We start from the raw sequence: 23,943 nt of genomic DNA, 5'->3' as shown, positions 1-23,943 counted from the left end.
ATCTTCCGGGTTAACTTTTAAGATTACATTGCATATGTTGATATAGAGTAATTAGCCTAGATTGTTAACTAGAAAGGAAGGATCTTTTTGAAAATACACATTGTCCAAAAAGGAGACACGTTATGGGAGATTGCGAAGAAGTATCATGTGGATTTTGAAGAATTAAAAGAACTAAATTCACATTTAGCAAGCCCTGACATGATCATGCCTGGGATGAAAATAAGGATTCCGACTCATTCCAAAAAGATAACGCAAGGCGAAAAAACAAAAACATTGCCAAAAGAAGAGCTGAAGCATGTTCCAGCTCCGAAGAAAGAAGTTCAGGTAGAGAAGAAGCCTGCAGCAGAACTGCCAAAAATGCCGACCTTTCCTTTTGAACCAGAAAAAATGTTGCCAACCCTTGAAGAAAAGCATAAAGAATATCCGATAGAAATTTTACCAGAACTGCCAAAAACAAGTAAAAAGAAAGAAAAACCGAAAGCTAAAGAACAAGTAAAACCGAAACAACAGCCGAAGCAAGAGAAACAAGACATGCCAGAAACACAGCCAATGCAGCCACCAATGCCAATGCATCCTCCCATGCAACAGCCAATGATGCCGCCGGTGGACCAACCATGTTTCGCTCAACCCCCAATGATGCCAATGTTTACTTATCCTTGTCAAGGATATATGCCAATGCCGCATGTACCTAGTAATTGCGGTTTTGGCTGTGGCGGGGGACACGGGTATCACCACCCATTTCATCACGGCTGGCAGGCACCGATATTTATGCCAATGCAATCTCAACCCCAACCTCAAGTCTTTCCGAATATGATGCACCAACAGCAGTTTCAGGCTCCACAAGAAGAGATGTATCAGTCGGTGGATCCAAATATGATGCAGATGTATCCAGAACCAACTGCAGGGTTGAGGAATGAAGAGTTAGAATTATACCCTACCCCTGAGGAAAAGGAAACAGATCATAAACCAATTGAGGTAGAAGAAGAATAGCCCCAAATTACGAGAGACGTTATGTCTCTTTTTTTTCGGGTAAAATAGAAGTAAACCGTATAGTATGTGTAAGTGTTAAAAAACCAATTTTCATGCTAATATGGGACGAGATACTGTTCATAAAGGAGTGGACCAACTTGGAACAACATATTGAATCGATTGTAAAATGGTTAAGGGAACGAACTGAAGCAGCGAGAGCAGACGGTTTGCTTGTCGGTGTCAGTGGCGGACTGGATTCTGCGGTCGTAGCAAATCTGATTAAGCTTGCTTATCCTGATAACTCTTTAGGAGTCATCTTGCCTATCCAAACTAGCGAAAAAAACATTCAAGATGCCCGTGATGTGACGACAGCTTGCGGGATTGAAGAAATGACGATCGACTTAACGGAAACACACAAGATGATGTATCAAACGATTTCTGAAAAAATGATTGAAAATAAAAGCTTTGCACAAGCACAGGACCAACTGGCTGATGCCAATTTACGTGCCCGTTTACGAATGAGCACCTTATACACGATTACAGCGCACCGTAACTATCTAGTCGTTGGTACGGATAATGCGTCCGAATGGCACACCGGCTACTTTACAAAATATGGGGATGGAGGAGTTGACATTCTTCCACTCGTTGATTTTACAAAAACAGAAGTCCGTGAAATGGCTCAAGCTTTAAATGTGCCAGAAGCTGTTATTGAAAAAGTTCCGAGTGCTGACTTGTGGGAAGAGCAAACAGATGAAATCGAAATGGGTATTTCCTATATGATAATCGACGCGTATTTGAAAGGTGAAACGATATCAGAAGCTGACCAAGTTTTGATTGAAAGCATGCATGAACGCACGAAGCATAAGAGGGAAAGCCTGCCAATGTACCGGAGACAATAAAATAGATGTGTAAAACAGCCTTTCTTATACAAACTATGGATAAGGAGGTTGTTTTATTATGATGAAAAAATCAATATTCTTTCTATCGCTTTTGTTTTTGTTTATAACAGGCTGCGTAATGTCTCCGGAAAATAATTCAGAGCAAGATGAAATAGGGAGAACAATCAGCCCTCGGACTACCAGTTATAAACATAGCGGGCATGATGAAGGCAATGTCAATGATTATGGCAGAAAGTTGCAAAAGGAACAGCTCTCGACAAATGAATTTGATTCTTACACGGATCCGACAACTACGGATAAGAGTGAACAAATTTCACAAAAATTAATGGAGAACCGTGATATTATTATGGCAGAGGTACATGAGCTGGATGATCAAATCTATGTTGCGGTTCGGCTGAGGGAAAATGTTTCGGGGCGTTCCCATAAAGAAAATGTCATTCCGGAAATTGAGAAGCAGGTAAGAGAGGTAATTGGAGCCGATGAAAAGCAGCTTATTATCTGGACTGATCATACCGAGTGGAACGAATATAAAAACGAAGAAGCAGAATTTAAGCCGATGAACAGTTTCGATAAGTTTTTTGAAAGGGAATAAAAGCTGTATATGCACTACTGGGGATCCGCAGCACTCACAGAAAGTCTGCGGACTCCCAAAAAATGTATGGCGTTCCTCAATCTGAACATCGTGCTGTGATGGCTATGCTTTTCACTAGGGCCATTTTTTGGTATAGTTATGAAAGATATTGCTAGAGAGGAGAATGTCCAATGGCTGGTCATTCCAAGTGGAAGAATATACAGAGAAGAAAAGGTGCACAAGACGCGAAACGAGGTAAAATCTTCATGCGTCATGCAAAGGATATCTATACCGCAGCGAAACAAGGTGGCGGAGACGAAGCGATGAACCCGGCACTGCGCTTAGCAATTGAGAAAGCTAAAGCAGATAATATGCCGAACGATAACATAGAAAGAAACATTAAAAAGGCAACAGGTACATTAGACGGGAAGAACTTTGAGGAGATTACCTATGAAGGTTATGGACCAGCAGGAGTAGCGATTATTGTCCATGCGCTTACCGACAATAAAAACAGAACAGCGGGGGAAGTAAGACACGCTTTTAGTAAAAACGGCGGAAACCTTGGAGAAAGCGGAAGTGTCGCTTTCATGTTTGACAGAAAAGGTATCGTCATCATCCATAATGATAATGGTGAAATCGATGAAGATGAAATGACGCTTGAAGCTTTAGAAGCAGGAGCAGATGATATCCTGACACATGAGGGTGTATTTGAGATTGTTACGAGTCCGGAAAACTTCTCTGATGTGGTTGCTTACTTTACTGAAAAGGATTTTGACATAGCAGATAGCGAATTAACGTTAATCCCACAAAATTACTCCCCAGTATCTGGAGAAGATGCAGAGAAATTACAGCAATTGATCGATGCATTAGAAGACAATGAAGATGTTCAAGAGGTTTACCACAACATAGATGAATCGAATGAATGATTATCCATAAAACTTCTATTCCAGACTGGGATAGAAGTTTAATCATTTTTACCGTTTTGTGTTAGTATAAAATTATGAGGAATTTAAAGGGGAAGGTCTTTGATGATTGCATATATAAAAGGCAAGCTGATGGCAATACAAGATGAAGCTGTAATTGTCGAAGCAGGTGGGATTGGTTATGAACTGCTTTGTCCGAATCCGTTTTATTACCAGAATCGGCTTAAAGAAGAAGTAACCATACAAACATATCACCACGTTCGCGAAGATGCGCAGCTTTTATATGGTTTTAAAAATGAAGATGAGAAATATTTATTCACGAAGCTAATTTCTGTCTCAGGAATCGGTCCAAAGGGAGCACTAGGTATAATGAGTGCGGTTGATATCCCATCATTTGTTGCAGCAGTGGAAAATGAAGACGAGAAATTCCTGACACAGTTTCCTGGTGTTGGTAAAAAAACTGCCAGACAAATTATTTTAGATCTGAAAGGAAAGCTCACCAGTTCATTCCGTATTACACCAACTGATACAGAAGATATCAGTCATACAGATGAAGTTGCTCTATCAGAAGCGAAAGAAGCACTGAAGGCTTTAGGCTATACAGAAAGAGAACTGACACGTATCATGCCTGCATTACGAAAAGAAAACTTATCGAATTCGGATGAGATTGTACGAAAAGGACTTGCATTATTATTACAGAGCTAAGAGAGGAGGAAGCGTATGATGGAAGAAAGAATGCTAGCCGGGGAAGTCCAGGAAGAAGATATCGGTCTTGAGCAGAGTTTACGTCCGGAAACATTAAAACAATACATAGGGCAAGATAAAGTGAAAGAGAATTTACAAATTTTTATCCAAGCAGCTAAAATGCGTAATGAGCCGCTCGACCATGTTTTACTCTCCGGCCCGCCAGGACTTGGAAAAACGACACTTGCGGCTATTATCGCGAATGAAATGGAAGTTGATTTCCGAACGACTTCAGGTCCAGCGATAGAACGAGCTGGTGATTTGGCTGCGATTCTCTCTTCGCTTGAGGCAGGTGACGTCCTGTTCATTGATGAGGTACATCGATTGCCAAGAGTAGTGGAGGAAGTCCTCTATCCTGCAATGGAGGATTATTTTCTCGATATCGTCATTGGCACCGGGCCGAGTGCCCGTTCCGTCCGGATTGATCTTCCGCCCTTTACTTTAGTTGGAGCGACGACCCGCTCTGGACTGCTTACTGCACCTCTCCGCGACCGATTCGGTGTTTTAAGCAGACTGGAATACTATGAGCAGAAGGATTTGACTTCCATCGTGGAACGGACTGCAGAAATATTTGAAACATCGATCCGGAAAGAAGCTGCAGCAGAAATTGCCTTGCGGGCTAGGGGGACACCAAGAATTGCGAATCGCTTATTCAGACGTATACGTGATATCTCTCAAGTAAAAGGAGAAAAAACGATCAGTTTAGAAATAACAAGACAGGCATTGACGATGCTGCAAGTGGATGACGCTGGGCTTGATCATATTGATCATAAGCTATTAACGACCATCATTGAACGGTTTAATGGAGGCCCTGTGGGATTAGATACGATTGCTGCTACAATTGGCGAGGAATCACAAACGATTGAAGATGTGTATGAACCGTATTTATTGCAGCAAGGATTCATCCAGCGGACGCCACGAGGAAGGATGGCTACTGCCCAAGCTTATGAACATTTTGGAATGAAGAGGCCAGAGAAAAAATGAATATGAGTAAGCTGCTCATCACCGCTGGAGTTGTTTTAATCGTTCTTGGACTCATATGGCGTTTTATCGGCAGACTTCCAGGTGATATTCAATTCAAAACTGGAAACGTGACTTTTTATTTTCCGATTGTCACCTCCATATTAATCAGTATTATTTTAACTCTGTTCTTTTATCTTGTGGGCAGGTTCAAATAATGCGAATAAATTTCCAAACCGAAGCAGAGTGAAGGAGACACCTATGAACATAGAAGAATTTGATTTTCATTTACCAGAGCATCTCATCGCACAAACGCCGCTGAAAGACAGGACCCAATCAAAGCTGCTCGTCTTAAATCGAGCCAATGATAACTTAGAGCACCGGAAATTTAAAGCCATCAAGGATTATTTGAAGCAAGGCGACTGTCTTGTGCTAAACGATACGAAAGTTCTGCCAGCAAGATTATTCGGTATAAAAAAAGATACAGGTGCAAAGATTGAAGTATTACTGCTGCATCAAGAAGAAGAGGACACATGGGAAGTATTGACAAAGCCTGCGAAGAAAGTAAAAATCGGCACAGAGCTGGTATTCGGAAATGATGAGTTACGAGCGGTCTGTACTGGAATCAAGGATCATGGTGGCCGGATGTTTAAGTTTTCTTATGAAGGTATTTTCTATGAAGTGCTTGATAAATTAGGGGAAATGCCCTTACCGCCATATATAAAAGAACAATTACCAGAGAAAGACCGTTACCAGACCGTTTATGCGAAGGAAGAAGGGTCTGCGGCTGCACCTACTGCAGGTTTACATTTCACAACCGAATTGATGGAGGAACTTAAGCAATATGGAGTAAAACTTGCATTCATTACGTTACATGTCGGACTTGGAACTTTCCGTCCAGTCAGTGTAGATAATATTAAACAACATGAAATGCATGCAGAATTTTATCATATGCCCGAGGAGACTGCGGCTACATTAAATGAAGTAAAACAGTCAAATGGCCGGATTATTTCCGTTGGTACAACTTCAACTCGTACGTTAGAAACAATTGCAAGGGATCATAATGGGAAGTTTGTTGCAACAAGCGGTTGGACGGATATTTTTATTTATCCGCCTTACACATTCCAGGCGATTGATGGGCTGATTACGAACTTCCATCTGCCGAAATCAACCCTTATTATGTTAATCAGTGCTCTTGCCGGAAGAGATAAAGTATTAAATGCCTATAAAGAAGCGGTTGAGAAAGAATATCGTTTCTTCAGCTTTGGCGATGCAATGCTAATTATATAGACAAAGGAAGAATAATATGGTACCTATAACATATGAATTAATTAAAACAGATAAACAGACAGGAGCAAGGTTGGGAAGGGTCCATACGCCACATGGTTCTTTCGATACTCCGACATTTATGCCTGTCGGGACACTTGCAACGGTCAAGACGATGAGCCCGGAAGAACTGAAAGAAATGGATGCAAATATTATTCTTTCTAATACGTACCACCTTTGGCTCCGGCCAGGTGAGGATATTATCCGTGAGGCGGGCGGGCTCCATAAATTTATGAATTGGGATGGGGCGATCCTTACTGATTCAGGTGGATTCCAAGTATTCAGTCTGAGTGATATGCGGGAAATTGTGGAAGAGGGCGTCCATTTCCGTAACCATCTAAACGGGGACAAGCTTTTCCTATCTCCAGAGAAAGCGATGCAGATCCAAAACGATCTCGGCGCTGATATTATGATGGCTTTTGATGAATGTCCGCCATACCCAGCGACACATGACTATATGAAGTCTTCCGTTGAAAGGACGTCGCGCTGGGCAGAGAGATGCCTAAAAGCGCATGGTAGGCCGGATGAACAAGGATTATTTGGGATTATTCAGGGCGGTGAGTATGAAGATTTAAGGAAACAGAGTGCCAATGATTTAATCTCTCTTGATTTCCCTGGATATGCAATTGGCGGCCTTTCCGTCGGAGAACCGAAAGATGTGATGAACCGGGTGCTTGATTTCACAACACCTTTACTGCCTACAGATAAACCGAGATATTTAATGGGAGTCGGCTCACCTGATTCCTTAATCGATGGGGCGATGCGTGGAATTGACATGTTTGACTGTGTACTCCCGACTCGGATAGCGAGAAATGGGACATGTATGACATCAACTGGAAGGCTCGTTGTGCGAAATGCGAAATTCGCCCGTGATTTCCGTCCGATTGATGAAAACTGTGATTGCTATGCATGTAAAAATTATTCCCGGGCGTATATCCGTCATCTTGTAAAAAGTAATGAAACGTTCGGATTCAGACTTACCACTTATCATAATCTTCATTTTCTGTTAAAATTAATGGAGCAAGTACGAACTGCAATACGCGAAGATCGTCTTGGTGATTTTAAAGAGGAGTTTTTTGAACAATACGGGTTTAATAAACCAGATGCAAAAAACTTTTAAATTGAAAATCTTCTCTTATGAGAAATAAACACGGAAGGAGGATGAGGTATGGATTTAATGGCGTTGTTGCCTATTATTTTAATGTTTGTTATTTTTTACTTTTTGCTTATCCGTCCACAACAAAAAAGACAGAAGCAAGTAAGGGAAATGCAAAGTGAACTGCAAAAAGGTGATAAAGTTGTTACAATCGGTGGTTTCCATGGAATTATTCATGCGCTTGATGAAGGTACAGTAGTTATTCAAGCAGGAGACGGTACGAAACTTACGTACGACCGATCTGCAATCCGTGAAAAGGTTGCTGAGTAAGCTATCATGTGATTCAATTACATAGAATTGCAAACAAAAAAATGGTCCTGTTAAAGGGCCATTTTTTGTTTGGGAAATTAATGTAATCAAGTGGCTGGGAAAACCGAACTTCATCATTCAGCATCTTTTTGGAATAGGTTAACACCAATCATGCCACCAAAAATGGCAGCGAGAATGAATCCTGAGTGATGGAGCATTTGCTGTATGGAAAAGCCGTTTTGATAGCCAAGGTATTGAACAAGGAAGATAAATAATGTAAACCCAAGCCCCGTTAAACCGCCAACAACCCAGCCTTTTGATTTCCCCTTAATCCCTGTAATCATCCCACCAATAAACAACCCAACCAACCCAACTGAAAATGCTACCCAGGAAAGCATCCATTGACTAATCGTCGTAAACTGTAGAACTAATGCTAATACAAAACTGGAAACTACTATGAACAGAAGAATAAAAACCCAGCCATACAATAATGCGATAAATTGCCGTTGCAACGTTATCTCCCCCTATGGTCGTCCTTTTTATTACTTTATTCATCCCCCCTTCCTAATAGAAGTGATTTTTCATAGACTCCTCAATTTTTCAAGTCGTATTTAGCGTAACCATTTATCAAGTAATGGAATTGCTCGTAATTCTTCCTTTGTAATAAAGCGAAGGAGAAACAATGCACTGACATAAACTGCAATCAAGATAAGAAATACTATTCCGAGTACAATCAAGCTACCAGAACTAAAATAATAAATTTCTTTTAAAGTCCAACCGATGAAGAAAGGCAGGATAAAAAGCACGACCATTTTTAACATATCTATCAACGGGATCCGGTACTTGATTTTTTTATTTAATACAGTAAGGTGTAAAAGCGTAACGAGAATGACGGAGGTTGAAAGCGCAATGGCAACTCCGCTCATTCCAAACTCTGGTTGCTGTGCGAGTACAATGATAATTAATAATTTCATAAAAGCACCGATTAACGTATTCCACATGGATTCTTTTGCAAAATCCAATGCTTGTAGTGCTGCTTGTAATGGGGCCTGGATGTAAAGTAGAATATAGAAAGGCGCCATGAGAACGAGCAGTTGATTGGCACTCGAACTCCCGTACATGAATAATAAAATCTGCTCAGAGAAAAGTAACAGTACAATGGTTGCAATTGCACCTGAGGCAAAGGAAATGCGAATCGCTTGATGGATCCGGTAATGAATAAGTTTTTGATTATTTTTAGCACCGGCTTCTGAAATGGAAGGAATAAGAGCGATTGCCAAGGAATGTGTAATAAAAGTTGGTAAGAATAATAATGGAATCACATAGCCTGTCAGTTCACCATATTGTTTTGTTGCCAATGTTGCAGTGACTCCGGCAATTGCAAGAGACTGGGACACAAGGATTGGTTCAAGGAAATTAGAGATGGAACCTATTAGTCTGCTGCCAGTGCTTGGTAAGGCGATGGAAAATAACGCTTGTATCGTTTCTCGTGTATTTCTAAAATAAGAACGAATCCGGCTGCGGTTTTCTCCTGATTTTCTCATTTTAAACTGATATAGCATGTACATTAAAGAGACGAACTCGCCGAGGATAACACTGAACATTGCCCCTGCTGCAGCAAATTCAACTCCATATGGAAGAAGTAGCTTAATGAAAATATAGACAAATACAATCCGAACAATTTGTTCTAACACTTGGGCGTAACTTTGCGGCTTCATATTATGCTTGCCTTGGAAGTAGCCCCTTAGAACAGAAGAGATTGCGACGATAGGAACAATCGGACTGATTGCGAGCAATGGATAAATCGTGCGTTCGTCTGTGAGCAGTGTAGAGGCGATATATGGTGAGCCAAGAATCATGGCAATTGTTAATACAATGCTTGTAACCGACGTAAGGAGAAGAGAAACAACAAGAATACTCCTAATTTTCTCTTGATTGCCGACTGCATCCGCTTCAGCAACCCGTTTAGCAATAGCAACAGGCAGCCCAATTTGGGTTAAAGTAATGACTAAAAACAAGGTCGGAAGGGCGAGCATGTAGAGACCGACACCTTCTTCACCAATTAAACGCGCAACTACAATTCGGTTGATGAAACCGAGAAAACGCGTAATCATTCCTGCGAGCATGAGAATTAAAGCGCCTTGTAAAAATGTTTGCCTTGTCATTTTATCGTCCTGCCTTCTCAAAAAATACAAATTCATATACAATGATATATATGCAATTGTGTTGGCCAAGCATGACAAGAATCTGTAAATACTCCATTTAGGAGGGGTAAGGATGGAAGCTATTCAAAATGTTAAGACGTGGAAAAGAACTGTTGCACCATTTTTAGACAGTAAAGCAAAGGAATTACATTTAATGGGCTATGAACAGGCAACAAGTGAAGATGTCTGGAAATGTCTCATCGATAAAGTGTGGAAAGGATATCCGGATAAGCGGATTTATGAAATGGTAGCTGATATTATGCAATTAAATTCAGCTACTTATTTAAGTTACCTTACTGTCCATTCATTTCAAAATGATAATCTTGCCGATTCCATTGCTGCTTTATTAGATACATAAAGAAATTTTAACCCGAGAGATCAAGGGAGGAACAAGGAACATGAAAAAAAGAGGCAGACTCGTTGCCTTTTTTCTAATCGTGCTTATATTTGGTGCACTGATTGGAACAACGACAACTGGAGTTACAAAAAACATAAGTTTAGGATTGGATTTACAAGGCGGCTTTGAAGTTCTGTACGAAGTCGACCCGATTGATGAAAATCAGGAAATTACCCGGGGACTCATGGAAGGTACCGTGCAAACATTGAATGATCGTGTGAACCGGTTAGGAATTAGTGAAGCAGTCATTAATATTGAGGGAGAAAATCGAATACGTGTACAGCTTGCTGGTGTGGAGAATCAGCAGGAGGCAAGGGAGATGCTTGCCACGTCCGCACAGCTTTCTTTCCGTGACGTAAATGATGTCGAATTATTAGATGGCTCCGACGTCCGGCCAGGAAGCGCAAAACAGGATTTTGACCAGACAACGAACTCTCCGATTGTTTCTCTAAAATTGAATGACGCAGATAAGTTTGGAGAAGTTACAACGCAGATAAGAGATATGGGATCACCTGATAATTTATTGGTCATTTGGATGGATTTCCAGGAAGGAGACTCTTTTCAAAAAGAAATAACAAAGGAGAATCCAAAATTCGTTTCCGCACCTAGCGTGGATCAGACTTTACATACGACCGATGTCATGATAACCGGTAATTTCACGGTGGAGGAAGCGAAAGCATTAGCTGATATTATTAACTCCGGTTCGCTGCCAGTTCATATGAATGAAATCTTTTCTACCTCTGTTGGGGCACAGTTTGGTGAACAGGCACTGAATGATACAGTCTTTGCAGGTATTATTGGTATCGCTCTTGTCGTTCTATTTTTGCTTGCTGTTTACCGCGTTACTGGATTTATTGCTTCCATCAATCTGATTATCTATACTTACTTCGTTCTGCTTGTCTTCATGGCGATGAATGGAGTACTGACGCTCTCTGGTATTGCCGCGTTGATTCTTGGTGTAGGTATGGCAGTGGATGCGAACGTTATTACGTTTGAACGCTATAAGGAAGAACTCCGCTCAGGCAAGTCGGTGAAAGCTGCCTTCCAAGCAGGAAGCAAGAACTCATTCCGTACGATATTAGATGCGAACATTACGACGATGATTGCGGCTGTTGTCCTTTTCATTTTTGGTACGAGTTCAGTTAAGGGATTCGCAACGATGTTAATCATTAGTATTCTCGTCAGCTTCATTACGGCAGTATTGGGAACCCGTCTACTCCTTAATTTCTGGGTGAAAAGCGGTTTCTTGAAAAATAGAAAGACATGGTTCGGTGTCAAGAACAACGAAATTAAAGATATTGCGGAACCGGAGAGAGAACCGAAGCTATGGAACCGGGAAATTAATATTGTCAAACACCGGAAAAAGTTTTTTGTATTTACAGGAATTATTTTAGTTGCAGGATTTGCTGCACTAGCAATCTTTAAGATTAATCCAGGCATTGATTTTACAAGCGGCTCGCGGATTGAAGTAGTAGCGGACGAAGCAATTGATATCGAAGAAGTGGAACAAACATTTGATGAGTTCGGAGTGGAGGCAAGCAGCCTCGTGCTCTCCGGAGAAAATAATGAACTTGCTGTTGCCCGCTTTGATACGGTGCTATCTGATACACAAATTGCTGATATTCAACAAGCTTTTAATGAAAGGTATCACTTTGATCCAGGAATAAGTGTCGTTTCACCAATTGTTGGAGAAGAACTTGTAAAGAATGCCCTCTATGCAGTTGCAATTGCAGCGGTATTCATCATTATTTACGTTGCATTCCGGTTCGAATTGATATTCGGGATAACTGCAGTCCTTGCGCTTTTCCATGATGTATTAATCATGTTGTTTGCCTTCAGTATTACGCAAATTGAATTCGATGTAACGATTGTTTCGGCAATCCTTACGATCATCGGTTACTCCATTAATAATACAATTGTAATCTTTGACCGAGTCCGGGAGAATATTCAATTTGAAAAACGGGTAACGTCTAGTAAAGTACTTGCCAAGATTATTAATAAGAGTATTATTCAGTCGTTTACTCGTACGATGAATACGACAATTTCGACATTAATTGCAATTCTAGCGTTTCTCGTGCTTGGAGCTTCATCCATCTTTACATTCACACTTGCATTAGTCATTGGGTTAGTTGCAGGTACGTATTCATCGCTCTTCTTGGCAGCCCAAGTGTGGCTCGCTTTACGGGGCAGAAATCTTAAAGAAAAGCCACTCGATTTCAGAAAGAAAAAACGTGTGGAAGGACCACAAGTTTAAATTTGTAGGAGGAGATGCAAATGAAAGGTCAAGGTTACGTTATTCTAGCAATTGTGCTAACGATTTTAATTGCAATATTTGCAGTTATTAATATTGAACCTGTCCAAGTGAATTATTTCTTTTGGAGTGCGACATCTCCTCTCATTCTCGTTATTCTGTTTTCCGTATTAATGGGAGGACTCATTACAGCTGTTGCAGGCATGTTTAAAATCTTTCAAATGAGAAAACAAATGGCAAAGCTGGAGAAAGAGCATAAGCTCTACCGGAAAAGTTTAGAGAATGCAGGAATAACGCCTCCTGTCATCAAAGAGGAAGCAAAGACTAAAAAACTTAAAACCGCTCATGAAAAAGAATAATTAAATTGCTACCCCTGCCGGTCTTTTGTATAATAGATTGGTCAGGGGTGAATTTATGTTACATAGTAAGGCAAACTGGAAAACATTCAAAATAGAATCTGATGCAACATTAATAAATGATACATCTTTTGAAGTTTCTCCTGTCGTTGAAAAGTTATTGCTGCAGCGAGGAATCCGCTCGTCTAAAGAAGCGGAAAAGTTTTTATCTCCCTCGTATGAGGATATTCATTCACCAGAAGAGATACAATGGATGGATAAGGCAGTTGCACGTGTGAGAGAAGCGATGGAACAAAATGAAAAGATTTTAGTATACGGGGATTATGATGCTGATGGCGTCACATCTACAGCGCTTCTCATGAAGGCGTTAGAAGAGATTGGAGCAAATTGTTCTTATTATATACCTAATCGTTTTACGGAAGGGTATGGGCCGAATGAAGCGGCATTTCGTCAGGCCTATGCTAATGGTTTCACGGTGATTATTACGGTGGATAACGGAATTACGGCTGTCCATGAAGCTGACGTGGCAAAATCACTTGGCATTGATTTGATTATTACCGATCACCATGAAGCACAGAATGAAATTCCTGATGCTTATGCAATTATCCATCCCGCACTCTCTGTTGATTATCCATTTAAAGAATTAGCAGGAGTTGGAGTTGCTTTTAAATTTGCGCATTACTTACTTGGTTATTTCCCGAAACATCTTCTTGAACTCGTAGCAATAGGAACGATTGCTGATTTAGTTTCGTTAACAGATGAAAATCGCATCTTTACTTATTACGGATTGAAAGAATTAACGACTAGCAATACACCAGGGATAGCAGCGTTAAAACAGATTTGCAAAATCGAAGGCAATGTGACAGAAGAAGATGTCGGCTTTAAAATAGGACCTCGTTTGAATGCTGTTGGAAGATTGCAGGATGCCGGGCTTGCCGTTGAACTTCTGCTGACAGAGTTTACAGAAGAAGCACAGGAACTCGCTGAAGAGATTAATCAATTGAACCAGGAAAGACAACGGATTGTGGAAGAAATCAGAAAAGAAGCTGAGAAAATGGTCAATCCGAGCAAGTTTGGTGTTATGATTGTTTATAAGGAAAATTGGAATGAAGGTGTACTTGGAATCGTCGCTTCAAGACTTGTAAAGCAATTTGGCAAGCCGGCGATTGTCTTAAACTTTAATCCAGAAACAAACGAATTAAAAGGCTCTGCAAGAAGTATTCCAGCTTTCGATTTATTCGCAAACTGCATGAAAGTCCGTCATTTATTTTCTAAGTTTGGCGGTCATGCCCAAGCTGCGGGGATGACCATTCCACTTGAAAATGTCGGATTGATCCAGGACACGCTTGATGAATATATGAGAGAGCAATTAACAGAAGAAGATTGTAAAGAAGAAATTACAATTAGCGGTGAAATAGCTATTGCTGAAATAAATGAAGGGTTGATTAACGAAATCAATCGATTAGCACCGTATGGTATGGGTAACCCAAAACCTATATTCAAGATTGAGCATATTCCAGCTGAAGGAAGGCAGATTGGGAGCAAAAGGAACCATTTGAAATTGCAATTTCACGAAGATGGAAAGACTTTAGATGGAATCGGCTTTGGTTTCGGTAATTTATATTATGCAGTTTCGCCAAACACCCCTCTGCAAGTAGTGGGGGAGTTAGGAATCAATGAATGGAATGGCAACCGAAAACCACAGATTATGATTCAAGACATGCGCATCGAGGAATGGCAGCTATTTGATTATCGTGGTCGAAGAAATGTCGATTTCAGCTTTTTGGAGACAGAAGAGGCAGTTGCAGTTTCTGAGCAACCCCTTGAAAACCTCTCGATTCCAACCATGAGCTATAAAGCGAAAGACGAAGAATTGCCCAAAGTCCCACATTTGATTTTATATCAATTACCATCCCATATGGAAGAATTAGTTCAACTCATTCAGAAGATACAACCGGTCAATATTTACGCCTGTTTCCAATTAAATGAAAGTGCCTATTTAAAAACATTTCCAACACGGGAAGATTTTGTCTGGTTATATGCACTGTTCCATAAGCGTAAAACTATTGACATGAAACAGGAAATCCAGTCCATTATGAAAATAAAGTCATGGTCAAAAGAGCATATTATCTTTATGCTGCGCGTGTTTTCCGAACTTAAATTTGTTACGATGGATAACGGAGTAGTCCATGTTAATCCGAACCCGGAGAAAAAGGACTTGAAAACTGCCGACGCATATCAAAGCCGCGTTCGTCAGTTGGAAATTGAACAACAATTGTATTATTCCAATTATGAGGAATTTAAAAACTGGTTTACACCATATATGGGTTATTTGAAGAATCCCAAGGAGGAAATGATAAATGGATTATAATAAATACATTGAAATCGTAAATGACTGGCCGAAAGAAGGGATTTCTTTTAAAGACATTACCCCGCTCATGGCCGATGGCGACGCATTTCGTGCAGCGGTAGATGATATTGTAGAATTTGCAAAAGAAAAAGAAGTGGACATCATTGTCGGACCAGAGGCAAGAGGATTTATTATTGGTTGTCCTGTATCGTACGCATTGGGACGCGGATTTGTGCCTGTTCGGAAAAAAGGTAAATTGCCTCGAGAAGTAATTCAAGTGGATTATGGTTTAGAATACGGTGAAAATGTTCTGGCTATGCATAAAGATGCTATTAAACCAGGGCAGCGTGTCCTGATTACAGACGATTTATTAGCAACAGGTGGAACAATTGAGGCTACGATTAAGCTAGTGGAAGAACTTGGCGGAGTAGTAGTAGGATGCGCGTTTCTTATCGAGTTGAGCTATTTAAATGGAATTGATAAATTAGAAGGATACGAAGTTTTATCTTTGATGACGTATTAACATGCACATTAGGTCTGGCTATATTATTGGTCAGACCTCTTCTAATATACCCCTCCAATTCGACCATAGCCCTGCTTTCCTCGCGAAATTATAGACAGTGGAAGAATAAACGCATATAATGGAAGTTATTTAGAAGGATTATTTTCAAGGAAATTTTCTTATCTACGGAAACATTTACACAATTTTAGATAGTTGATAAAGGTGATTAAATGGCAAAAGATGAAATTATAACAATTGAACAATTAATGGACAGGGCAAGTGAATATTTATCTGCAGACGATTTAGCCTTTATTAAACGTGCCTATGAATATGCGAAAATATCCCATGAAGGCCAATTTAGGAAGTCAGGAGAACCGTATATCGTTCACCCTGTCCAAGTTGCTTGGATACTTGTCAATTTGCAAATGGACGCAGAGACGATTGCAGGTGGATTTTTACATGACGTCGTAGAAGATACCGACACAACTCTGGAAGAAATTGAGGAAGAATTTAATGTGGAAGTCGCATTGCTTGTTGATGGTGTGACAAAGCTCGGGAAAATCAAATATGAATCAAAAGAAGAGCTGCAAGCGGAGAACCACAGGAAAATGTTTGTCGCAATGGCTAAAGATATCCGCGTCATTCTCATTAAGCTTGCGGACCGTCTGCATAACATGCGGACACTGAAACATTTACCACCTCATAAACAACGGCAAAAAGCGAATGAAACAATCGAAATATTCGCCCCGCTTGCCCATCGGCTCGGAATTTCAACGATTAAATGGGAGCTCGAAGATACTTCACTACGTTATTTGAACCCGCAGCAGTATTACCGAATCGTACAATTGATGAAGCAGAAGCGGGAACAGCGTGAAACATATATTGAAGAGGTTATCAAGCAATTGTCCTCACAGCTGGATGATGTTCATATTGAAGCGGAAATGTCTGGCCGACCGAAGCATTTGTATAGTATTTACCAAAAAATGGTGAAGCAACATAAACAATTTAATGAAATCTATGATCTACTTGCAGTGCGGATTATTGTGAACAGTATTAAAGATTGTTACGCTGTGCTTGGTATCATCCATACAAACTGGAAACCGATGCCAGGAAGGTTTAAAGATTATATTGCAATGCCGAAGCAGAACCTTTATCAATCGTTGCACACGACCGTTATCGGTCCAAAGGGAGATCCGCTTGAAGTGCAGATCCGAACAAAGGAAATGCATGAAATTGCGGAATACGGGATTGCTGCACACTGGGCGTATAAGGAAGGTAAACAAGCGAAGAGCGGTTCAGGCAGATCATTTGAAGAGAAATTATCACTGTTTCGGGAAATATTGGATTGGCAAAGTGAAACCCATGATGCAGAAGAGTTTATCGAGTCATTAAAAATCGACTTATTCTCTGACATGGTGTATGTGTTCACACCTAAAGGAGATGTTGTCGAATTACCATCCGGATCCGTACCAATTGACTTTGCCTATAAAATCCATACAGAAATAGGTAATAAAACAATAGGTGCTAAAATTAATGGGAAAATGGAGCCACTGGATTATAAACTGAAAAATGGCGATATTATCGAAGTGATGACTTCGAAACATTCCTATGGTCCGTCACAAGATTGGCTAAAGATTGCTAAAACATCACAAGCAAAAAGCCGTATCAAACAATTTTTCAAAAAACAGCGTCGGGAAGAAAACATTATCAAAGGAAAAGAAGCTGTCGATCGGGAAATCCGAGCGATGGATATCCTTCCAAAAGAAGTGTTAACGGAGGAAAATTTAAAACGAGTTTGTGAGAAATTCAGTTTTACGAATGAAGAAGATCTTTATGCAGCTGTTGGTTACCAAGGAATTACGGCGGCACTTGTAGCTACAAGATTAACAGATACAATACGGAAAGATAGAGAAAAAGAAGAAAGTGTTAAAAAAATACTTACCGAAGAATCAGCCGAAAAGACAAAAAGAAGAGCCCATCGTAAAGATTCTGGTGTTCGGGTAGAAGGCGTAGAAAACTTATTAGTTCGTTTAGCGAAATGCTGCAACCCAGTACCAGGTGACGAAATTAAAGGTTATATTACGAAAGGACGGGGAGTGTCCGTTCACCGTGCCGATTGTCCGAATATCGACACAGAAGAAGCAAAAGACCGCTTCATTGACGTATCTTGGGAAGAGCATTATACGGATTCGAAGCATTACTATGTCGATTTACAAATCTCTGGATATGATCGTCAAGGAATGTTGAATGAAGTGCTCCATGCTGTAAGTGAAATGAAGACAAACATTACCCATGTGAATGGCCAGACAGATAAAAATAAAATGGTTGTTATCCAGCTAACCATTCTTATTCAAAATACGAGTCATTTAAGAAAAATTGTTGGCAGATTAAAGAAAATCCCAGATGTTTACTCTGTAACAAGAACGATAAACTAGTTATAAAGTAAGGAGAAATAGTAGAATGAAAGCAGTAATTCAACACGCAACCAATGCATCTGTAACTGTGGACGGTTCCGTCATAGGTGAAATCGAACACGGCCTCGTCGTTTTGCTTGGGGTGACACATGAAGATACGCAGCAGGATGTTGATTATTTGGTGAATAAGATCATCCATTTGCGTATCTTTGAAGATGAAAATGGAAAGATGAATTTATCTTTAAAAGATACGGTTGGAAGCATTCTTTCCATTTCGCAGTTTACGTTATATGCGGATACGAGAAAGGGAAGAAGACCGAGTTTTGTTCATGCAGCTAAGCCTGATGAAGCTAATCGTTTATACGAACACTTTAATGAAGCCCTACGTGAGGCGGATATCCACGTAGAAACAGGCGAATTCGGTGCTATGATGGACGTGAACCTCACCAACAAGGGCCCGGTCACCATCATCATCGACAGCAAAGATAATTGAACTTCTCATGATTGAAGTTTTGTTGTATTCATAAAAAAGAAGCAAGGATACGTGATCATTGTATCCTTGCTTCTTTTGTATTATTCGATCTCTGCAAAGTACCTTTGGAGACCGTTGATAATACCAGTCACCATTTTCTTTTGATACTCTGTACTATGTAATAGCTCATCGCTGTCTTTATTGGATATAAACCCAAGCTCTAGCAGAACGCCAGGTTTGAACGTTTGCCTGGTGACGTATAAATCTTGATGGGAAATTCCTCTATCCGCTTCATCGGTTTCCCTAATAATTTCGTCATGAACATATCTTGCCAGCGGTTCGTATTGATCATGGTAATAGAACGTCTCGATTCCTGAAACAGTTGGCACTTCCGGAAAACTATTGTAATGTATACTCAAGAATGCATCTGTATTGATAACGTTAGCCAAGCTAGATCGGCTTTCTAAGGGGACGAATTCATCTTCCAAGCGGGTCATTACAACTTCAGCTCCAAGCGCTGTCAGTTCATTTTCCAACGCCCTAGCCGTTAAGTAGGTAATGTCCTTCTCGTATGAATCGCTAATGCCAATTGCACCGACGTCTCTGCCGCCATGTCCAGCATCAATGACAATTGTTTTACCCCGCAGACTAGTATTTCGTTTTCCCTTATTTTCAACATAATCCCGTAAAACAAAGCCTGTCACATCATCATTTGAGATTTCCAGCCAGTTCTCGGTTTCGGATACAACTTCAAATTCTTCATTCTTTTCGGTAAATGCAACAATATCAGACTGAGGAGAGGCTTCTTTTCTTAAGTGTGTCCCATCTTGCTGGATTGACACGGTAGATAGCGATGATTCGTTTGTTTTTTCTTCATCTTCTATCGTTTGCTCATTTGATTCGTCTTGATTAATTGTCACAAATTCTTTTGTTACCCAGCCTTCAGAATCATCATATTGAATTTTTATCCATTCGTCGGTTTCTTCAAGGATTTCATACTCATCACCACTATCAACTCGTCCGATAGGGTCGAAATCTGTACCAGGTCCACTTCTTACATTTAAATTATCTTCATTAATCGTTGCTTCTTTTGCAAAAACGGTTGAAGTAAGTAATAAAATAAATGTGAGAGAGAGAATAATAATCTTTCTAAAAGACAATTTTGTTCCTCCAATCTATCCATACAATCTATAGTAACATTTTAAAGTATAATAAATTTTAATGCTAGTGGCAAAGCTAGAGGTGGAGGAATCGTTCTTGACAATTTTCTTGGAACAGCTTATTATTATAATCATTCAAATAAGATACGAATAAATAGACAATACCGTTGACGGAAAAAGTAATTGGAAACTAGGTAAAGCAGAGAAGAAATGTCACTGGCTGAGAGCATTTCTATACGATAGTCCGATGAAAGACATTCTAGAGGATATAGACCGAAATTGGAGTAGGAATATACGTAGACAGGCGTTAACTGTTGAGAGCGGATGTTTTTACATCAACTAGGGTGGCAACGCGGGCAAAAATCCCGTCCCTTATTTTTATAAGGGACGGGATTTTTATATGATTTTTTAGCAAATGATTTTAGAGAGTGAAGGAGGAGATGGTGTTGAGTATGAATGCACCACGAGGTACAGTTGATATTTTACCGAAAGATGTCAAAGCTTGGCAGTATGTTGAAGAACAAATTAAGGAAGTCTGTAAAAGGTATCATTATAAAGAAATCCGTACACCTGTATTTGAGCATACGGAAGTGTTCCAGCGCGGGGTCGGCGATACGACAGATATTGTCCAGAAAGAAATGTACACGTTCGAGGATCGCGGCGGAAGAAGTTTAACACTAAGACCTGAAGGGACAGCTGGTGTCGCAAGAGCTTATGTGCAAAATAAGCTATATGGAGACGTGAACCAGCCGGTCAAATTGTATTATTTTGCAGAAATGTTCCGTTATGAACGTCCGCAAAAGGGAAGAATGCGTCAATTGAATCAGTTCGGTATTGAAGTGTTAGGCAGTGCGGATCCCGCAGTCGATGCAGAAGTGATTGACCTGGCAATGACGGTATATCAATCATTAGGATTAACTTCCTTGAAACTTGTAATTAATTCTTTAGGCGATAAGGAGAGTAGAGAGAATCACCGTCAAGCATTGATCGATCACTTCACGCCGCATAAAGAAGAATTATGTGCTGATTGTCAGGTCCGTCTTGAGCAAAATCCATTACGGGTTCTTGATTGTAAAAAGGACCGAGACCATCCGGCGATGGGAACAGCACCATCGATTCTTGATTTTTTAAATGAAGAATCGAAAAGCTACTTTGAAGAAGTAAAAGAGTACTTGGATGCAATGGACATTGCGTATGTTGTAGATCCAACATTAGTTCGCGGACTCGATTATTATAACCATACGGCTTTTGAAATCATGAGTGATGCAAAAGGCTTCGGCGCAATTACAACACTTGCTGGTGGCGGAAGGTATAACGGAATGATTGAGGAGTTCGGTGGACCAACTACACCTGCTATCGGATTCGGGATGGGCTTGGAGCGTCTTCTGATGGCCCTTGAGGCAGAAGGGGTTGAAATACCGGATACAGATAAATTAGATTGTTATGTTGTTGCTGTTGGTAAAGAAGCGGAACAAGCAGCCGTCCGTCTCGTACATGATTTGCGTGCCAATGGTGTAGGGGTCGATAAAGATTACCAACAGCGTAAGATGAAAGGCCAATTGAAAGCGGCGGACCGTTATGAAGCGAAATATGTTTTAATCCTTGGGGAAGATGAGGTACGAAACAATACTATAACAGTAAAAGAAATGGCTACTGGGGAACAACAGGTTCTGCCGATTGAGAATATAGTCGATACGTTAACAGGGAAATTATTAGGAGGTAAGTAAGATGACGAGAATTTATGCCGGAACGATAAATGAAGAACATATCGGTCAAACGATACTTTTAAAAGGTTGGGTGCAAAAGCGCCGTGACCTTGGCGGATTAATTTTCATTGATTTACGTGACCGATCGGGAATTGTCCAAGTTGTGTTCAATCCAGATGAATCAGAAGAAGCGCTGAAGATTGCAGATACGATTCGATCAGAATATGTAGTGGAGATTACAGGGCTCGTTGTCGGACGGGACGCGAGTACGGTCAACCCGCTAATGGAAACAGGTAAAATAGAAGTAGTTGCTTCATCTGTTGAAATTTTAAATAAATCGAAGAACCCGCCGTTTATGATTAAAGATGAAACGGATGTTGCTGAGGATCTAAGGTTGAAATATCGTTATCTTGATTTAAGACGTCCAAGTCTGCAAGAGACCATTAAATTACGTCACCAAACAACCCAGGCGATTCGTAACTTTTTAAATCATGACGGGTTCCTTGAAATGGAGACACCAATCTTAACAAAAAGTACGCCAGAAGGTGCCCGTGACTATCTTGTGCCTAGTCGGGTCCATCCTGGAGAATTCTATGCCCTGCCACAATCTCCGCAACTGTTTAAACAGTTGATCATGATGAGCGGTTTTGAAAAATACTATCAGATTGCCCGTTGTTTCCGTGACGAGGATTTACGGGCCGATCGTCAACCGGAATTCACGCAAATTGACATTGAGACGTCATTCCAGACGAGTGATGACATTATGGAAATGACGGAAAAAATGATGCAATACGTTATGAAAGAAGTAAAAGGCATTGATATTACATTACCGATTCCACGGATGTCTTATGATGACGCCATGAATCGCTTCGGTTCAGATAAGCCAGACACTAGATTTGCTATGGAAATTATTGATGCCACGTCGATTTTCAAAACCTCAGAATTTAAAGTGTTCAAAGGGGCAATTGGAAATGGAGGAAGCGTGAGACTCCTGAATGTGAAAGGCGAAGCAGCTAATTTCTCCAGAAAAGATATTGATAAGCTGGGAGAATATGCTGCTGTGTATGGTGCTAAAGGACTTGCTTGGTTGAAAGCGGAAGAAACGGAATTAAAAGGTCCAATCGCCAAGTTCCTAACGGAAGAGGAAAAAGCACAATTAACAACAGCAGTTGAAGTGACAGACGGTGACTTATTATTATTTGTTGCAGATAAAAATCAAGTCGTTTTTGACAGTTTAGGTGCATTACGTTTAAAGCTTGGGAAAGACTTGAATTTAATCGATCAGTCGAAATACAATTTCCTTTGGGTAACAGACTGGCCATTGCTTGAGTACGACGAAGAACTTGATCGTTACTTTGCTGCGCATCACCCATTCACATCTCCAGTGGAAGGGGAGCTCGATAAATTATTAACAGAACCTGAGAATGTTCGGGCGAATGCGTACGACCTTGTTTTAAACGGATATGAATTAGGTGGAGGTTCCATCCGAATTTATCAAAAAGAAACGCAGGAAAAAATGTTCCAAGCCCTTGGATTTACAAAAGAGGAAGCAGAAGAACAGTTCGGATTTTTAATGGAAGCTCTGGAATATGGTGCACCGCCACACGGAGGAATTGCGTTAGGCCTTGACCGGATTATCATGCTGCTTGCAGGCCGTTCCAACTTGCGTGATACGATCCTGTTTCCAAAAACAGCTTCTGCTTCAGACCTGTTAACGGAAGCGCCAGGTGGAGTATCTCCAGAACAACTGAAAGAGTTATCGATTCAATTAGCAAAACAAAAAGACTAATTATGGTTTGTTTATCCCGGTGTAACCATCCGTAAAATCTTCATCTCAAACCTTCAGGTCATATCGAGAAAGTTTAGGTGGGAAGGAACGTGAGCTAACACCTTGATTCTGTTCAACTACCAATCAGCGAGAGGTAAGGAACCCCCACTGATTGAAGTTTCACTTTATCATTTGATTAATCTAAAAAGCTATGTTAATATAAGTTTACATTCAAAAAAGTAATCCAATATATCCTGATGTGTGCGTTCATACGAAGTATTTTGACCGAACACCAAATGATAGGGAGCCTGGAAGTTTCCATTCTGCCATACCGTCTATTGCAGACAATATCAGCAGTTTGGAACAGGGCACCCACCTGCTAAAAGCGGGATCAAAACTTTTACTGGACGGCACGATCGGGATATCGTACATAAAAAAAGAGGCTGGGACATAACTAGCCAAAAATAATAAAAAAAGAATCCAAGTCATTAAAATGCGGCTTGGATTCTTTTTTGATAGAAATTTATCATCGTTATTTATTTTTTTGGAGTTTTTGGCGGTGAACT

General features: G+C 40.4%; 22 protein-coding genes, 1 other RNA gene and 1 other annotated feature. Of the genes, 20 read left to right on the top strand and 3 right to left on the bottom strand.

The window, feature by feature from the left end:
* Positions 1-87 precede the first annotated feature (87 nt).
* The 10 genes from L3V42_RS11775 (at position 88) to yajC (ending at position 7,818) form a co-directional block, all read left to right on the top strand.
* Complete coding sequence (locus L3V42_RS11775) at positions 88-990, top strand: LysM peptidoglycan-binding domain-containing protein (protein WP_235761009.1); 903 nt, start codon at positions 88-90, stop codon at positions 988-990.
* 137 nt (positions 991-1,127) lie between these two features.
* Positions 1,128-1,868, top strand: a complete 741-nt coding sequence (gene nadE, locus L3V42_RS11770; protein WP_235761008.1) for an NAD(+) synthase — start codon at positions 1,128-1,130, stop codon at positions 1,866-1,868.
* A 58-nt stretch (positions 1,869-1,926) separates the two neighbouring features.
* The gene (locus L3V42_RS11765) at positions 1,927-2,460 is read left to right on the top strand and encodes a YhcN/YlaJ family sporulation lipoprotein (protein WP_235761007.1); all 534 of its coding nucleotides are present in this window, start codon (positions 1,927-1,929) and stop codon (positions 2,458-2,460) included.
* 170 nt (positions 2,461-2,630) lie between these two features.
* Positions 2,631-3,365 (top strand): YebC/PmpR family DNA-binding transcriptional regulator, encoded by a 735-nt coding sequence (locus L3V42_RS11760; RefSeq protein ID WP_235761006.1) that lies wholly within the window; start codon positions 2,631-2,633, stop codon positions 3,363-3,365.
* A 102-nt stretch (positions 3,366-3,467) separates the two neighbouring features.
* Positions 3,468-4,067, top strand: a complete 600-nt coding sequence (ruvA, locus tag L3V42_RS11755) for a Holliday junction branch migration protein RuvA (protein WP_235761005.1) — start codon at positions 3,468-3,470, stop codon at positions 4,065-4,067.
* Between the two features lie 18 nt (positions 4,068-4,085).
* Positions 4,086-5,090: a Holliday junction branch migration DNA helicase RuvB gene (gene ruvB / locus L3V42_RS11750; RefSeq protein ID WP_235761093.1), complete on the top strand. Its 1,005-nt coding sequence runs from the start codon at positions 4,086-4,088 to the stop codon at positions 5,088-5,090.
* 2 nt (positions 5,091-5,092) lie between these two features.
* Positions 5,093-5,284 (top strand): DUF2905 domain-containing protein, encoded by a 192-nt coding sequence (locus L3V42_RS11745; protein ID WP_235761092.1) that lies wholly within the window; start codon positions 5,093-5,095, stop codon positions 5,282-5,284.
* 43 nt (positions 5,285-5,327) lie between these two features.
* A complete protein-coding gene (gene queA, locus L3V42_RS11740; protein ID WP_238472070.1) occupies positions 5,328-6,356 on the top strand; it encodes a tRNA preQ1(34) S-adenosylmethionine ribosyltransferase-isomerase QueA in 1,029 nt (342 codons plus the stop codon).
* Between the two features lie 16 nt (positions 6,357-6,372).
* The gene (tgt, locus tag L3V42_RS11735; RefSeq protein WP_235761003.1) at positions 6,373-7,512 is read left to right on the top strand and encodes a tRNA guanosine(34) transglycosylase Tgt; all 1,140 of its coding nucleotides are present in this window, start codon (positions 6,373-6,375) and stop codon (positions 7,510-7,512) included.
* A gap of 48 nt (positions 7,513-7,560) precedes the next feature.
* A complete protein-coding gene (gene yajC / locus L3V42_RS11730) occupies positions 7,561-7,818 on the top strand; it encodes a preprotein translocase subunit YajC (RefSeq protein ID WP_235761002.1) in 258 nt (85 codons plus the stop codon).
* A gap of 113 nt (positions 7,819-7,931) precedes the next feature.
* Here the strand turns inward: yajC and L3V42_RS11725 are convergent, their stop codons facing one another.
* Both L3V42_RS11725 and spoVB read right to left on the bottom strand, forming a co-directional pair.
* Entirely contained in the window at positions 7,932-8,309 is a 378-nt protein-coding gene (locus L3V42_RS11725) for a TIGR04086 family membrane protein (protein ID WP_235761001.1), read from the bottom strand.
* Positions 8,310-8,408: 99 nt separating this feature from the next.
* Positions 8,409-9,962, bottom strand: a complete 1,554-nt coding sequence (gene spoVB, locus L3V42_RS11720) for a stage V sporulation protein B (RefSeq protein WP_235761000.1) — start codon at positions 9,960-9,962, stop codon at positions 8,409-8,411.
* Positions 9,963-10,074: 112 nt separating this feature from the next.
* Here spoVB and L3V42_RS11715 point away from each other — a divergent pair, with 112 nt between their 5' ends.
* From L3V42_RS11715 to dtd, 7 genes are all read left to right on the top strand, one after another.
* A complete protein-coding gene (locus L3V42_RS11715; RefSeq protein WP_235760999.1) occupies positions 10,075-10,359 on the top strand; it encodes a post-transcriptional regulator in 285 nt (94 codons plus the stop codon).
* A 40-nt stretch (positions 10,360-10,399) separates the two neighbouring features.
* Entirely contained in the window at positions 10,400-12,652 is a 2,253-nt protein-coding gene (gene secDF / locus L3V42_RS11710; RefSeq protein ID WP_238472069.1) for a protein translocase subunit SecDF, read from the top strand.
* 20 nt (positions 12,653-12,672) lie between these two features.
* On the top strand, positions 12,673-13,008 hold the full coding sequence (locus L3V42_RS11705) for a LapA family protein (RefSeq protein ID WP_238472068.1): 336 nt from the start codon (positions 12,673-12,675) through the stop codon (positions 13,006-13,008).
* Positions 13,009-13,063: 55 nt separating this feature from the next.
* Entirely contained in the window at positions 13,064-15,376 is a 2,313-nt protein-coding gene (gene recJ, locus L3V42_RS11700; RefSeq protein WP_235760996.1) for a single-stranded-DNA-specific exonuclease RecJ, read from the top strand.
* Positions 15,366-15,878 carry an adenine phosphoribosyltransferase gene (locus L3V42_RS11695; protein WP_238472067.1) on the top strand — a complete coding sequence of 171 codons (513 nt, stop codon included), beginning with the start codon at positions 15,366-15,368 and terminating at the stop codon, positions 15,876-15,878. Before recJ ends, L3V42_RS11695 begins: the two co-directional genes overlap by 11 nt.
* Positions 15,879-16,087: 209 nt before the next feature.
* Positions 16,088-18,292: a RelA/SpoT family protein gene (locus L3V42_RS11690; protein WP_238472066.1), complete on the top strand. Its 2,205-nt coding sequence runs from the start codon at positions 16,088-16,090 to the stop codon at positions 18,290-18,292.
* A 25-nt stretch (positions 18,293-18,317) separates the two neighbouring features.
* Positions 18,318-18,764, top strand: a complete 447-nt coding sequence (gene dtd, locus L3V42_RS11685) for a D-aminoacyl-tRNA deacylase (protein ID WP_238472065.1) — start codon at positions 18,318-18,320, stop codon at positions 18,762-18,764.
* 80 nt (positions 18,765-18,844) lie between these two features.
* Here dtd and L3V42_RS11680 read toward each other — a convergent pair whose 3' ends face one another.
* The gene (locus L3V42_RS11680) at positions 18,845-19,903 is read right to left on the bottom strand and encodes an N-acetylmuramoyl-L-alanine amidase family protein (RefSeq protein ID WP_238472064.1); all 1,059 of its coding nucleotides are present in this window, start codon (positions 19,901-19,903) and stop codon (positions 18,845-18,847) included.
* A gap of 158 nt (positions 19,904-20,061) precedes the next feature.
* Positions 20,062-20,279: a binding site (T-box leader), on the top strand.
* A 70-nt stretch (positions 20,280-20,349) separates the two neighbouring features.
* Here L3V42_RS11680 and hisS point away from each other — a divergent pair.
* From hisS to ssrS, 3 genes are all read left to right on the top strand, one after another.
* Complete coding sequence (gene hisS / locus L3V42_RS11675) at positions 20,350-21,630, top strand: histidine--tRNA ligase (RefSeq protein ID WP_238472063.1); 1,281 nt, start codon at positions 20,350-20,352, stop codon at positions 21,628-21,630.
* A 1-nt stretch (position 21,631) separates the two neighbouring features.
* Positions 21,632-23,398 (top strand): aspartate--tRNA ligase, encoded by a 1,767-nt coding sequence (gene aspS, locus L3V42_RS11670; RefSeq protein ID WP_238472062.1) that lies wholly within the window; start codon positions 21,632-21,634, stop codon positions 23,396-23,398.
* 227 nt (positions 23,399-23,625) lie between these two features.
* A non-coding RNA gene (gene ssrS, locus L3V42_RS11665) (6S RNA) lies at positions 23,626-23,804 on the top strand.
* Positions 23,805-23,943 lie beyond the last annotated feature (139 nt).

The organism is Oceanobacillus alkalisoli (assembly GCF_022213125.1).
Taxonomy (GTDB): domain Bacteria; phylum Bacillota; class Bacilli; order Bacillales; family Amphibacillaceae; genus Oceanobacillus; species Oceanobacillus alkalisoli.
This window is presented reverse-complemented; position numbering and strand designations above follow the sequence as displayed.